Source organism: Flavobacteriales bacterium, from assembly GCA_021739695.1.
Lineage (GTDB): Bacteria > Bacteroidota > Bacteroidia > UBA10329 > UBA10329 > UBA10329.
In genome coordinates this window covers 1-13,495 of the sequence record JAIPBM010000032.1, presented here as the reverse complement: position 1 = coordinate 13,495, position 13,495 = coordinate 1, and the positions used below count along the sequence as shown (strand labels likewise).

The 13,495-nt window shown below is 44.7% G+C and carries 12 protein-coding genes; 8 read left to right on the top strand and 4 right to left on the bottom strand.

Annotated elements, in window-relative coordinates; genetic code table 11:
* Nucleotides 1-6: 6 nt before the first annotated feature.
* From K9J17_16070 to K9J17_16055, 4 genes are all read right to left on the bottom strand, one after another.
* Complete coding sequence (locus K9J17_16070) at nucleotides 7-255, bottom strand: hypothetical protein (protein ID MCF8278245.1); 249 nt, start codon at nucleotides 253-255, stop codon at nucleotides 7-9.
* The gene (locus K9J17_16065) at nucleotides 252-2,252 is read right to left on the bottom strand and encodes an ATP-grasp domain-containing protein (GenBank protein ID MCF8278244.1); all 2,001 of its coding nucleotides are present in this window, start codon (nucleotides 2,250-2,252) and stop codon (nucleotides 252-254) included. The genes K9J17_16070 and K9J17_16065 overlap by 4 nt, the downstream gene beginning before the upstream one ends.
* Before the next feature lie 146 nt (nucleotides 2,253-2,398).
* Complete coding sequence (locus K9J17_16060) at nucleotides 2,399-3,997, bottom strand: acyl-CoA carboxylase subunit beta (protein ID MCF8278243.1); 1,599 nt, start codon at nucleotides 3,995-3,997, stop codon at nucleotides 2,399-2,401.
* A 1-nt stretch (nucleotide 3,998) separates the two neighbouring features.
* Nucleotides 3,999-4,628, bottom strand: a complete 630-nt coding sequence (locus K9J17_16055; GenBank protein MCF8278242.1) for a TetR/AcrR family transcriptional regulator — start codon at nucleotides 4,626-4,628, stop codon at nucleotides 3,999-4,001.
* A 386-nt stretch (nucleotides 4,629-5,014) separates the two neighbouring features.
* On the opposite strand from K9J17_16055, the gene K9J17_16050 reads away from it, so the two are divergent.
* From K9J17_16050 to K9J17_16015, 8 genes are all read left to right on the top strand, one after another.
* Nucleotides 5,015-5,542: a carboxypeptidase-like regulatory domain-containing protein gene (locus K9J17_16050; protein ID MCF8278241.1), complete on the top strand. Its 528-nt coding sequence runs from the start codon at nucleotides 5,015-5,017 to the stop codon at nucleotides 5,540-5,542.
* 119 nt (nucleotides 5,543-5,661) lie between these two features.
* On the top strand, nucleotides 5,662-7,947 hold the full coding sequence (locus K9J17_16045; protein ID MCF8278240.1) for a von Willebrand factor type A domain-containing protein: 2,286 nt from the start codon (nucleotides 5,662-5,664) through the stop codon (nucleotides 7,945-7,947).
* A gap of 101 nt (nucleotides 7,948-8,048) precedes the next feature.
* On the top strand, nucleotides 8,049-8,855 hold the full coding sequence (locus K9J17_16040) for a hypothetical protein (protein ID MCF8278239.1): 807 nt from the start codon (nucleotides 8,049-8,051) through the stop codon (nucleotides 8,853-8,855).
* Nucleotides 8,856-9,043: 188 nt separating this feature from the next.
* Nucleotides 9,044-9,610, top strand: a complete 567-nt coding sequence (locus tag K9J17_16035; protein ID MCF8278238.1) for a tetratricopeptide repeat protein — start codon at nucleotides 9,044-9,046, stop codon at nucleotides 9,608-9,610.
* Nucleotides 9,611-9,689: 79 nt separating this feature from the next.
* A complete protein-coding gene (locus K9J17_16030) occupies nucleotides 9,690-10,406 on the top strand; it encodes a tetratricopeptide repeat protein (protein ID MCF8278237.1) in 717 nt (238 codons plus the stop codon).
* Nucleotides 10,407-10,413: 7 nt separating this feature from the next.
* On the top strand, nucleotides 10,414-10,965 hold the full coding sequence (locus tag K9J17_16025) for a tetratricopeptide repeat protein (GenBank protein MCF8278236.1): 552 nt from the start codon (nucleotides 10,414-10,416) through the stop codon (nucleotides 10,963-10,965).
* Between the two features lie 5 nt (nucleotides 10,966-10,970).
* Nucleotides 10,971-11,909 carry a tetratricopeptide repeat protein gene (locus tag K9J17_16020; GenBank protein ID MCF8278235.1) on the top strand — a complete coding sequence of 313 codons (939 nt, stop codon included), beginning with the start codon at nucleotides 10,971-10,973 and terminating at the stop codon, nucleotides 11,907-11,909.
* A gap of 22 nt (nucleotides 11,910-11,931) precedes the next feature.
* On the top strand, nucleotides 11,932-13,215 hold the full coding sequence (locus K9J17_16015) for a replication-associated recombination protein A (protein ID MCF8278234.1): 1,284 nt from the start codon (nucleotides 11,932-11,934) through the stop codon (nucleotides 13,213-13,215).
* Nucleotides 13,216-13,495: the final 280 nt, after the last annotated feature.

Sequence of the window (13,495 nt, the reverse complement as noted above, 5' to 3'; positions counted from 1 at the left end):
CTTTTTCTAATCGGTCAAAAACTGTAAATCCGATTTATTAATCATCAGACTATTCTTTATTGCATTATGATTTTCTAATCCAAAATCATCCAAATTATCGTCAAACTGAACCAAAACCTTGTCGGCTCCAACTTCACTATCCAATACTTCACCTGTTTTTCCAACTAGTTTCCAATAGTTTTCGTTTTCATCGACAGAAGTAGGCGAACTCTGCGTTCCAAGAAAGGACTTCAATCTTACCCGAAGATTACTCATTGTTCCTTCATTTTAAGCAGCAATTTACCTGCTTCCAAGTCCTCTTCCACGCTCACGTAAACGTCTTCTACTGTTCCGTCTTCATCAGCACAAATGGTATTCTCCATTTTCATGGAAAGTAGCACCAAAAGTCCGTCTCCACTTTTCACCTCTTGTCCGGGTTCTACCAGCACTTTTATCACCTTTCCAGGCATCGGACTGATGTAACCGCCTTTTACTTTCTCGGCTTCCTTCAGCGGGAAACGTTCCTTTCTCGTCAGGTTAACCGTTCCATTCTGCGCATGCTGCACGAAATAGTCGTTTCCACTTTTCACAACCGTAAAACGTTCTTGAATGCCGTTCAATTCCAGAAGAATTTCGTCTTCGGAAACCTGTTGAATGTGAACTTGGTAGTTATCTGAAGGAGATTGCTTCGCTCCTTCGTCACTCGCAATGACGGTGGTATAATTGGTGTCGTGGTATTTTACTAATATCTCTTCTTCGCCATTCAAGAAAGTCTCTTGTTGTGGCTGGTAGAAGTTGTTCCTCCAGCCACTTGGTAAGTTCTGAAGTAATGTTCGTTGGCTGTCCCGTTCCGCTTTATCAAATGCAGAAGCGGCAAGTGCCGCCAATTCAACTGCATCTTGCGATTGCGCCTTCTCATAACTGAATTGCTTCTGCAAGAAATGCGTGTCGTACTTCCCAGCTTGGAAATCAGCATTCGCCAAAATGGCTTTCAGAAAATCCTGATTGGTGGTCAGACCAAGGCAATTGAGGTTAGCCAAAGCCGCACTCATTTTCCGCTGACCTTCGGCCCTATCCTTTCCGTGCGTGATCAGCTTCGCAATCATCGGGTCGTAATGCGTAGAAATGACCGAGCCGCTTTCCACACCTGTTTCAATCCGCAAACCATCAATTTCTGGCACTTGCCATTTGAGGATTTTTCCTGTTGCAGGCATAAAATTATTGTCGGCATCTTCTGCATACAAGCGACATTCGATGGCGTAGCCGTTTCCTTGAATGTCTTCTTGCGTCACAGAAAGCGGACGACCTTCCGCCACTTCAATCTGCATTTGCACAAGGTCGAGACCCGTGATCTCTTCCGTTACGGGATGCTCCACTTGCAAGCGTGTATTCACTTCCAAGAAGAAGAATTCGTTCTTATCGGATAGGATGAACTCGACTGTTCCAGCGTTATCGTACTTCAAGGACTTGGCCGCACGAACTGCTGCTTCGCCCATTTGATTGCGAAGTTCTTCGCTCAAAGCTGGCGATGGACTTTCCTCAATAATCTTCTGATAACGCCTTTGGATGGAACACTCACGTTCCAAAACGTGAATGGCGTTTCCGTGCTTATCACCAAAGATCTGGAACTCAATATGCCGTGAGGTTGGGAAGTACTTTTCGATGATCAATTCATCGTTCCCAAAACTGGAAAGTCCTTCGCGCTTAGCACCTTCGATGGAAGCTTTCAATTCCTTTTCGGCCTCCACGATGCGCATGCCTTTTCCACCACCACCAGCTGCAGCTTTCAGCAAAACAGGGAAACCGATTTTCAAGGCTTCAGCAGAAAGTCGCTCTAAGGATTGGTCTTCGCCTTGATAACCAGGAATGACTGGCACTTCGTGCTTGCGCATAATGTCTTTCGCCTTGGATTTTGAACCCATCGCGTCAATTGCTTCCGGCCGCGGACCGATGAAAATCAATCCTGCATCTTGCACTTTTTGGGCAAAACCAGCATTCTCCGAAAGGAAACCAAAACCAGGATGAATGGCATCTGCCCCAACTTTTTTGGCCGTTGCAATGATCTTGTCCTGATCCAAGTAGGAAGTCGCGAGATCATTTCCGCCAATATGGACGGCCTGATCGGCTTCTCTTGTGTAGGGTGTTCCGCTATCGGCATCAGAATAAATGGCCACACTTCGGATGCCCATTTTCTTGCAAGTGCGAATGATGCGAGAGGCAATTTCGCCTCGGTTGGCGATGAGTATTGAGTTTATGGAGTTGACTGAGTTCATCAGTTGACGATTAGCGAATTAGCGAATGAGGGTAATATGCGAATGACATTGGAATGCGGATGACACGAGTCGCACGGATATTCGCGGATTGTTGAAACATATTATTGTTTCGGATTTGAGTATTTAGAATTTCGGGTTTCATGTCTTTACATTCTGAAAATCCCATAACTATCAGTGCCTTTGATCGGGGCGTTGTTCACGATGGCCAAGCACATTCCTAAATAGTTTCTGGTATCACGCGGATCGATAACGCCATCATCCCATATCTGCCCGGAAGAGTACCATGCATCCGATTGTTTCACCGCTTCATTGACCATGTGATCGCGAAGCATTTTTCCTTGCACTTCATCATATTCGCCACCTGCTTTCTGAACCGCCTGCCGCTGGATGATCTCCATCACGCCTGCGAGCTGTTCGGGTCCCATGACGGCTATGCGCGCATTCGGATAAGAGAACAAAAAGCGCGGTTGATAGGCGCGGCCCATCATGGCGTAATTCCCGGCTCCGTAACTCGCGCCCATCATAATGGTAATGGCCGGAACTTCCGAGTTGGAAACGGCATTGATGAGCTTGGCTCCGTGCTTGATGATGCCGCCCTGTTCGTAGTCCTTTCCGACCATAAAGCCAGTGATATTCTGGAAGAAAAGCAAAGGCACATCGTTCTTATTGCAAAGCTGAATGAAGTGCGTTCCCTTGTTAGCGCTTTCCGAGAAAAGCACGCCATTATTGGCGATAATTCCAACGGGATAACCGTGAATATTGGCCCAACCGCAAATGAGCGTTTCGCCATAATCTGGCTTGAATTCGGTGAATTTTGAACCATCAACCGTTCGGGCGATCACATCCCGAATGTCGAATGGGATTTTGACATCTGGCGGCACAATTCCGAGCAATTCCTCCTTGTCGTAAACAGGCTCATCGGCCAATCCTTCGGGTTGGAAATGCGTTTTTGCGGGTTTGAGTGTCGCGATCAGGTCGCGTGCAATTCGAATTCCATCCAATTCATCTTCCGCCAGAAAATCGGAAACGCCCGAAATGGTCGAGTGCATTTTGGCACCTCCGAGCGTTTCGTCATCCACCACTTCGTTCGTGGCCATTTTGACCAATGGCGGACCAGCGAGGAAAACCTTTGCCTGATCCTTCACGAAAATCGAATAATCAGACATTCCAGGAATGTAAGCGCCACCAGCGGTGGAGTTACCGAACACGACCGAAATGGACGGAATTCCTTTCTTGGAACGTCTAGTAATGTCGCGGAAATTGGTTCCTCCGAGGTTGAATATCTTAGCCTGATCGGGAAGATTGGCTCCCGAACTTTCCACCAAACTGATGCTTGGCAATTCGTTTTCCTCAGCGATTTCGTTCAGTCGCATTGCTTTCTGAAGTGTCGGAAAATCGATGGAACCGCTTTTGTTTGTGCCAACATTAGACACGATCATTACCAAACGACCACACACAATACCGATGCCGCCAACGGTTGTTCCGCCCGTTCCGAAACCTTTTCCGCCTAATCCTGCCAAGGGCAGCAATTCCAAGAATGGACTGTCTTGATCCAAAACCAGATCAAGGCGTTCCCGCGCCAGCATTTTTCCTTCCGAACGTGCCTTGGCGATGTGCTTTTCCTGTCCTTGAAAGCGGCTTTCTTCCAAATGGCCGTCAAGCTTTTCTAGCAGCTTCAGCATGCCTTCTCGGTTATCCTTAAAGACCTGTGTGTTCGTGTTTATTTTCGATTGAATTGTCTGCATTTCAATTCGCTATTACTTCTTCGTTAAAATCAATCTTATTGAAATTGGCGAGGCCTTTTTCGGTCAACAAAGGAATGGTCAAATTCCAAATGGCGCTTCGTGCTTGGTTGTAAAGATTTCCTTTTTGATCACGCAATTCCCGTTGCGCTAGCCAGAATGTGATGATCATCCACACCGTTTCAGCCAATTGCTGGTATTGTCCCAAACGTGCTTCAGACTTCATGTTCCCAGAACCAACCGAGTAATCGATGATGGCTTTGATATATCTGATCTGGTTCTTGAACTGTCCACGCATGATCTCTGCCAAATGCGGATAGGCTCTACTCACTTCCAGAATGTCCTGCTGTAGAAATCGGTAGCGTTCATACAATTGAAGCAACGGCACCATCTGTCTGTGAATGTTATCAATGGAAGGGATCATCTGCACCGAATCGAGCATCACATTCCGCTCTTCGATGATGCGGTCGTGAATGGCTTCCATCAACTCCTCTTTCTTTTTGAAGTGATAGGTGAGATTTCCGAGACTCATGTCCAGCTCATTCGCAAGGTCGCGCATGGTCACACTTACAAAGCCTTTCGCATTGAATAGCTCCACAGCAGTTGTGATTATTCGCTCCTTAGTAACCGACATTAGTACAAGAAAACCATTATTGATTGCAATAATAGTACAAGTGTACTAATTATTTCAAATTGAATCTTGAAAATCGAGAGATTTTTCAGGAACCGTGAAACAAGATTATTTGCTTGAAACGTAATCAACACACGCAATCTCAATCACGGAAACGGTGCTTATTGCCAGTTTGGACCTGTAATTAACACCTGTGTTTTAAATATGAGCTTATTGGTGATTATTAGCATTCCTGTTTTAGTTCAAAATGAGTGTCAACCAAACTAAAACCCGTACTCGTAGACTTGAAATTTATCGCTTTACAATGAATTGATTATCGCGATTGACTTGAGGAACTTTATAGAATGGATGGCGCGCATCTGATTTATGAACCCTTAAAACTCAAAGTCATGAAAAATCTAGTACACATTTTAATGGGAGTTCTTGGTCAATTGCTGATTACTTCCACAACGCTGGCTCAAGTACATGCTGGAGCCATTTTCGGTACCGTGGTCAGCGAATCGAAAGAGGCTATTCCATTATGCACGATCCTGTTGATGAAGAATTCGCAAATTTCAGCGGGCATCATCACCGATGCTGAGGGAAATTTCATTCTGGGCAATGTAGAATCAGGGCTTTACGACCTAAAGATTTCCAGTGTCGGGTTCTCATCTAAGTATATCCGAGATATTCGAATTGATGGAAACGAGGTCAGCATACCACCAATTGAAATGCGCTGGGGCGTTCAACTCAGTTCTGTGATCTGTTCAGCCTATCGCCCTTATTGCATCAAACCATGCGGCTTTGGTTGTATCTGTGAATGCTGTGTTCCTCCATCTGAATTTCACGGAAAAGAACCCGCAAACCATTCCGGTGCCATCGTATCTGTTGATACAACAAGCTTCCTGGCCTTGACGAGTTGGCGTAGCAAGAAATAACCTTCGGTCTTGGGAAGACCTCATCTTCCCCAAAAAACATTTTCGAAACTGACCTGAACATCGGACGGCAAAAGCCTTCCTCAGGACGGTCACATCTCAAACCCTAAAAAATATAAGTCATGAAAAAGCTCATTCAAATATTACTCGGCATTATCAGCCACTTGATGATAACATCATTGGCGTTGGCCCAAATAGGAACTGGAGGGATTTACGGAATCGTTACAGACGAAAAGGGTGAACCAATACCTTTCGCGAGTGTATTAGTTCTTCAATCCGGTCAACAAATAGCTGGCATGGCGACCGATTTTGACGGCCTGTACAAGATACGTGGACTTCAGCCTGGTCCTTACAACTTAAGAGTATCAAGCGTTGGTTTTCAAGCTGAAGAGAAGCAATCAGTTATCGTAAAAGCCGAACAGAACATTTCGGTAGACTTCCATCTGCAGACTGGCATCAAACTGGACGAAGTTCAGATTGTCAACTATATGGTTCCGCTGATAGAAAAAGATGGTGGCTCTGCAATGACCGTAACTAGCAATGGTCTGTTTCCTTACAGACATGGTGGTGGAAACCTCCTTTCAGGTGACAACACTTCTAGCTCATCACGAAGAAACTCCAAGAATTCCATTGTCTCTGGATCAAACATCCAGAAGATGGCAGGTCGTGGAGCAGCATCCGTAGTAACTACGGTTGCTGGAGTGCAAAACAATGACGGTTCAATCGGTTTAATCCGAGGTTCACGCGATGGCTCAACCAGCACTTACATCGATGGCGTGAAAGTCCGCGGAAGCTCATCGCTTCCACAAGCGGCTTATGAACAAGTTCAGGTGCTGACAAGCGGAATTCCAGCACAATTTGGTGATGCCAATGGTGGAGTTGTCTCTATTACAACTAGCGCTGGATTCCGAGATCTAAGAATTATTTCTGCCCGCGAGGATAATTCAAGTAGGAAAAAGAAACATCTGAAGCCAGAAGGACTTACCGCAGGCTATGATCTGTACAGGCAACAATCATTCAAAAATGTATTTGCAGAACCACTTTCGACTTTCTCTATTGATGTGGATGCGGCTTCATACAGCCAGATCCGAAGAAGCTTGAATATGGGCTCATTACCTCCCGTGGAAGTTGTGAGAATTGAGGAAATGATCAACTACTTCAAATACGACTATCCTCAACCTGAAGGTGAAGACCCTTTCAACATTATAACAGAAGTAGCTGACTGTCCTTGGAATTCGGCAAATAAGTTGGTGCACATCGGTTTGCAGGGTAAAGAACTTCAAATGGAAGAACGTCCGAAGAACAACTTGATTTTTCTGATTGATGTGTCAGGCTCCATGTCAGACCAAGATAAACTTCCCCTTCTGAAGCAATCACTGCGACTTCTTGTGAAGGAGTTGGAGGAAACCGACAAGATTTCGATTGTGGTCTATGCTGGTGCTGCTGGGCTGGTGCTACCTTCAACTTCAGGCGACAAGAAACAGCAGCTGCTTGAGGCTATTGATAGGTTGAGTTCAGGAGGTTCTACTGCAGGCGGTGCAGGCATCGAACTTGCTTACTCTATTGCCGAAAAGGAATTCATCAAGAAAGGAAACAACCGCGTGATCCTTTGTACAGATGGCGATTTCAACGTGGGCGTTTCTTCGGATGAAGGATTGGAAAAACTGATTGAGAAAAAGAGAGAATCTGGTGTATTTCTTACGGTTCTAGGATTTGGGACCGGAAATTTTCAAGATCAGAAAATGGAGAAACTGGCCGATAAAGGCAACGGCAACTTTGCCTACATCGACAATCTTCAAGAAGCTCAAAAAGTATTGGTGCAGGAATTCTGGGGAACGCTTTTCGCCATTGCCAAGGATGTAAAGATCCAAGTTGAGTTCAATCCTGGGAATGTGTTGGCATATCGACTTATCGGATATGAGAACAGACGTTTGGCAGCAGAAGACTTCAACGATGACCGGAAAGATGCTGGCGAATTGGGTGCTGGTCATACGGTGACAGCCCTCTACGAAGTGATTCCTGCAGGAAGCATTCTACCCGATGGCCGTCCATTGGTCGACACGCTGAAATACCAACTTGCTAAGCCCGTGCTTGCAGCTGGAAATGACGATGAGCTATTGACCGTCAAACTGCGATACAAAAAACCTGATGGAGACGTGAGTAAACTTTTGATCAAACCGTTGGCAAACCAAAGTGCCGAACTTGACTCAAGTTCAGTCAATATGCGGTTTTCAGCTGCGCTTGCTCAGTTCGGAATGATCCTATTGGACAAAGAACTGGAAAAAGCCCAACGGTTAGGGCAAATCCAAAGAGTCATTGACATGGCCGAAAAAAGCAAAGGAAGTGATGAAGACGGCAGACGGGCTGAATTCATTCGACTTGCAGAGTTGGCGATGGTAATGGAATAAAGAGTTGTTTGGTTGGGTGATGGGAAGGCTGCTTTCGGGCAGTCTTTCCTGTTTCTGTAAAACGGCAAAGAATCCGATGAAATTTGAACCTTTGCAGCAACATGAGAAACACGATCATCCTTCTTTTAATCGCAATCATTTCCTTCGGTTGTTCGAATAAACTTTACGAAAGCAATTGGAAGAAACCACAAACCAAGTCTTCTGCTTTTCGCTTTTACCATGCCGATTCGAAAATCAGATACAATATTGAGAACGATGAAAAGAATCTTTACGTCTCTTTTGATGTGATGGACCAACTCACAATCCAAAAAATCCTTACAACTGGACTGCGACTTTTCATTGACGGAACCGCGAAGAACAAACAGAAGAATGAAATTCAATTTCCGGTCTATTCAGATAAAGTTCCGGTTTCAGAATTGGAAGAATATGGCAACGATTACGACCAAAGCATACTGCTTGGCAGAGAAAGACTTGATCAAATGATCCCGACTGACGGATATGTAAAATTGGGTGACGTTACCACTCCTATTTTCAATAAGGTAGAAACGAAAGGAATTACGGTTTCATTGAGTTTTGACAGCACGCGTTCATTGGTCTATCGCGCCATTATACCTGTTGAGCTTTTCACAGCACAAGAAGACGTGATTTCTGTTGGCTTTGAAACTGGTGGATATGAGTTTCCTCAGAATGACCGTGCACTTTCTCAAGCAGATGTGACACAGGCAAACCAGGGAGTTACTGCAGGCGATAGGGCGATGGGAAGGACAAACTCTTCTGACCCTTACGGTATGAACAGCCCAACAGGAAGCACTGCCGCTGGAATGGCCATGCGTAACTCAACTTCCTACAACAAATACGCTGACCCCATCAGATTTTGGGTAAAGGTCAAACTATCAAAAAACGAATGATCTCGATTGAGTAGTGCCGATCAGTTTGCATTAGTCAAGCTCCAATTTCCTATTCCGTAGAACACTGAACTTTAAGAATTCGGAAAAACGTGTAGCGAATCCATTGCTGACAAAATGCTTGGATTCGAATTTGTAATACTTTTACCGCTGTGCGGTATTTGTTCACTCTGTTGATTACTTTCTCTTGCGTGTTTGGTCAAGCCCAAACAGCGCAGGAATATTATCGTAAAGCCGAAACCAAAGCCAAAACCCAAGATTTTAGAGGGGCGCTTAACGACCTGAACAAGGCCATTGAACTTGACCCAAGATACATTAAGGCTTTCAACTATCGAGGATATGTGAAAGATGAATTGGACGATTACTACGGTGCATTGAAAGATTACAATATCGCTATTGCTCTAAAAGGTGATTATAGCGATGCTTATGCCAATCGAGGTCGAGCTAAAAGAAAATTGAATGATTTCAGTGGAGCCATCACTGATTACACAACTGCCATTGAATTGAATCCAAGCGACAAGGATTCGTACTTGGGCAGAGGTTTAGCGCTCAAGGAAGTGAAGAACTACAACGCAGCCATCAAAGACCTTGACACGGCTGCCAAACTCGACCCTGCTTACGCAAAAACGTATACTCTACGAGGTGAGATCAAATTCTTGAAAGGCGACATCAACGGTGCTTGCGATGATATTCTAAAAGCTCAAAAACTGGGTTATATGGTAGCGATGGCGTCATATTCTGAATATTGTGAACATTAAGCTGAACTATTCGGCTTAAAAAAACTCCAGTTCATTTATTCAGTTGAGTATTTTTGGCCGCTCAAAAGCCAATTTATTCATGAAGCAACTCGTACTTGTCATCAGTTTTGCCCTCGTTTGCACACTTACCTATTCTCAAACAGCCGAAGAGTCTTTTAAAACTGGGCTTACACAGTTGGAATCTAAAAATTATGCTGAAGCAATAGACGCATTCAACAAAGCCATTGCTGGAGATAAAGAAAACACCACTTACCTACTAAAACGTGGCGAGGCGAAATACGGTTCAGGAAAAGGAATTCTAGCCATTCAGGATTTTAATAAGGTCATTCAATTGGATGAGGCGAATAGTGCCGCATACGCTCTGCGAAGTGCGATTTACGTAGACATGAAAGACTACAAAAGTGCCATTGAAGACTGCAAGAAGGCTATTGAATTAGACCCAAAGAACGAACTGGCATACGTGCGGATGGGCGATGCATATTTCTTTCAACAACCGGCAGACTACATAGAAGCGATGAAATCGTACAACTATGCCATTAACATTAATGAGAAAAACAAAACCGCACTTCATAATCGTGGTTTCGCCAAGCGTGAACTAAAGGACTACTATGGTGCCATTGACGATTTTAACAAAGCGATTCTAATAGATGCTGAATATGGCTCTGCATACATGAACAGAGGCGTATGCAAAAGCCTGGTAGGCGATAATGCAGGAGCCTGTATAGACTGGTATTTGGCAGGCGAAATGGGACAAGCCGAAGCGAACGATTACATTCAGTCGCGCTGTAACCAATAATTTGAACATGAAAAGTGCCGAACAGTTTATTACCGATGGTGATCTGAAGTTTGAATCCAAAGACTTCGATGGCGCGGCAAATGACTATTCGGAGGCGTTGAAGCTTGATGCCAACAACTCTGATATTCTTTATAACAGAGGTTTAGCCTATTTTTTCGCTAACGAAATAAGTGCTGCATATTCCGATTTCACGGCCGCGTTGGACATCAATCCCAATCACGAAGACGCGTTATTCAATCGAGCACAAATAGCAACAATTCTTGGTTCGTTTGAAAAAGCAATTGAAGACCTGGATCGTGCGATTCAATTGAACAATGAAGATTGTGAACTGTACACAAACAGAGGAGTTGTGAAGCTGCAATTGAAAAACCATCAAGGAGCGATTGATGATTTCACGCGTGCGCTAGACGTGAATCCATCTGATGGCAAGGCGTTTTTCAACCGAGGAATTACTTACCTGCAATTGCACAACAATGAAAAGGGAATTCAGGATCTGGCTAGAGCTTACGAAAATGGTGTGATGCGAGCGAAAGAAGCACTCTTAGCACTTCAGAATTAATAGATATGGCGCTCACCAAGAAGCCCTTTTCCTACTTCATCCTTCTAGCAATTGGGTTGGTTTTCCTTGGCCATTTCAACGCAAACTGTCAAACATCTAAGGACAATTTTATTCAAGGTCTGCTTCACACTAACAGAGGTGAAGATGAGAAGGCGCTCGGTTTCTTCAATAAAGCGTTGGAGTTGAAACCAGACTATTTCGAAGCGTACATCATGCGCGGTTCAACTTACATGCGACTTGCCGATTATATGAACGCCATCATTGATTTTGACAAAGCGCTGGAGCTGGATCCAACGTTGATAAAGGCGTACAATTACCGCGGTTTCTGCTACGTAGAGAGAAAAGATCTTCGGAGAGCAATTGCAGATTTCAGTAAAGTAATTGAACTGAAACCCGACTATCCGAATGCATATGAAAGTCGGGCACACGCAAGAAGCCTCAATAACCAGCACGAATTGGCTTTACCAGATTATGATCAGGCCATCAGTATGGTTCCCGAATTCCACGAAGCGTACAACCACCGAGCATGGACAAAACTTGCTTTGACAGATACTGCTGGCGCAATCTCAGATTTCACTAAAGCCATTGAATTGAGTGAAAACACAGCCACATATCACGATGATCGAGGTCAAATCCTTCTGCTGCAGGGAAACGACAAGGATGCTGTCAAAGATTTCAGCAAAGCAATAAAACTTGACCCTCAGTTTTCGGATGCTTTCCTTCATAGGGCAAAAGCAAAGATTGAATCTGGCAAACCAAAAACGGCATGCAAGGATCTTGCAGCAGCGGCAGAACTGGGAAGCAAAGAGGCAAAAACACTTGCAGACGTTCATTGCGTGGAAGAAGAGCAGGAATCACAACCTGAAGAGGCGGAAAAAGAGCCGAAGGAAAAGAAAGCTAAAAAGCCTGCTAAAGAATCGGAATCAGATTCCGAGGAGAAATAAGCACAACATTACTGAAGCTCACATGAGTCTTGAATCACCGTTAGCCGAGCGTTTAAGGCCCGCTACTTTAGACGAGTATGTTGGGCAAGCACATTTGGTGGGTAAAAACTCGGTATTGAGAACGGCCATCGGTTCTGGTCAAATCCCTTCGATGATTCTTTGGGGACCTCCAGGAACTGGAAAAACAACTTTGGCCAATATCATTTCGGCCACAATGAATCGGCCGTTCTTCAACCTCAGCGCCATCAACTCTGGTGTAAAGGATGTGCGTGAAGTGATTGACAAGGCAAAGAATCAGGGAATGTTTTCGCAAAATGGCAAGCCCATTCTATTTATCGATGAGATTCATAGGTTCAGCAAATCGCAGCAAGATTCGCTACTTGGTGCTGTGGAAAAGGGCTTGGTGACATTGATAGGTGCAACTACCGAAAATCCGTCTTTCGAAGTGATTTCAGCACTATTGTCCCGGTGCCAAGTTTACATTCTCAAATCGCTAGAACGCTCTGATCTCGAGACACTGATGGAAAAAGGGCGTCTCGAAATGGAAAGCTCTACGAACAAAAAAATAAAGATTGCTGAAAGCGAGGCGATGCTGCGGTTTTCAGGAGGCGATGCCAGAAAATTGCTGAACAATCTTGAATTGATTGTCAACTCCAATTCGAATAAAACCGTCTCGATTACCAATGCTTTTGCCACAGAATGTCTTCAAAACACCATGTCCAAGTACGACAAGGAAGGAGAAAATCATTACGATGTGGTCTCAGCGTTCATTAAATCAATGCGTGGCAGCGACCCGAACGCATCCGTTTACTGGTTGGCGAGAATGATTGCTGGAGGAGAAGACCCGAAATTCATTGCAAGACGTATGCTTATATTGGCGTCTGAGGACATTGGCGCTGCAAATCCTACTGCTCTCGTGCTGGCCAATGGATGCTTTCAGGCCATTAACGTTATTGGTTATCCGGAAGCAGAAATAATCTTATCGCAGACAGCTATTTACCTCGCGAATTCTCCAAAAAGCAACGCAACCTACAAGGCAATAAAAACCGCTAAACAACTGGTGGCCGAATCTGGAGACCTGAATGTTCCGTTGCATTTGCGCAATGCTCCTACCAAATTGATGAAACAAATTGGATACGGGAAGGATTACGACTATGCTCATGATCACGAAAACAACTTCGTGAATCTTGAGTACTTGCCGTCCGAAATCGCTGGAAGCAGACTCTACGAACCACAGAACAACGCCCGCGAACTTGCTGACCGCAAACGGCTAAAAGAACTTTGGAAAACCAAGTACGGGTATTAACAAATCAATCACCAACCTTAGTAGTTCTGTAAGCACAACCCAGATTCTCACAAATTCCTCTCGCAGGAATTGAATCGGCCGAAGCCGCGTTATTTTTTACTTTTGGACATAGCTGATGAAGAGTTTATTTTCTGCCGTTTTTCTCTGTGTAATTATTGGCTTGACCATCTTTTCGGGATGCAAGGAAGACCTTTCTCAAGCCCAGTGGGATGTCGATATTTTGGCTCCTGTGGTCAAAACCAGGCTGACCTCCGCTGACCTGATTCCCGATTCGTTATTC

Bases quoted from the DNA above. Each gene is read 5' to 3' on its own strand.
- K9J17_16070 (MCF8278245.1), bottom strand. From the start codon at position 255: ATGAGTAATCTTCGGGTAAGATTGAAGTCCTTTCTTGGAACGCAGAGT.
- K9J17_16065 (MCF8278244.1), bottom strand. From the start codon at position 2,252: ATGAACTCAGTCAACTCCATAAACTCAATACTCATCGCCAACCGAGGC.
- K9J17_16060 (MCF8278243.1), bottom strand. From the start codon at position 3,997: ATGCAGACAATTCAATCGAAAATAAACACGAACACACAGGTCTTTAAG.
- K9J17_16055 (MCF8278242.1), bottom strand. From the start codon at position 4,628: ATGTCGGTTACTAAGGAGCGAATAATCACAACTGCTGTGGAGCTATTC.
- K9J17_16050 (MCF8278241.1), top strand. From the start codon at position 5,015: ATGAAAAATCTAGTACACATTTTAATGGGAGTTCTTGGTCAATTGCTG.
- K9J17_16045 (MCF8278240.1), top strand. From the start codon at position 5,662: ATGAAAAAGCTCATTCAAATATTACTCGGCATTATCAGCCACTTGATG.
- K9J17_16040 (MCF8278239.1), top strand. From the start codon at position 8,049: ATGAGAAACACGATCATCCTTCTTTTAATCGCAATCATTTCCTTCGGT.
- K9J17_16030 (MCF8278237.1), top strand. From the start codon at position 9,690: ATGAAGCAACTCGTACTTGTCATCAGTTTTGCCCTCGTTTGCACACTT.
- K9J17_16025 (MCF8278236.1), top strand. From the start codon at position 10,414: ATGAAAAGTGCCGAACAGTTTATTACCGATGGTGATCTGAAGTTTGAA.
- K9J17_16020 (MCF8278235.1), top strand. From the start codon at position 10,971: ATGGCGCTCACCAAGAAGCCCTTTTCCTACTTCATCCTTCTAGCAATT.
- K9J17_16015 (MCF8278234.1), top strand. From the start codon at position 11,932: ATGAGTCTTGAATCACCGTTAGCCGAGCGTTTAAGGCCCGCTACTTTA.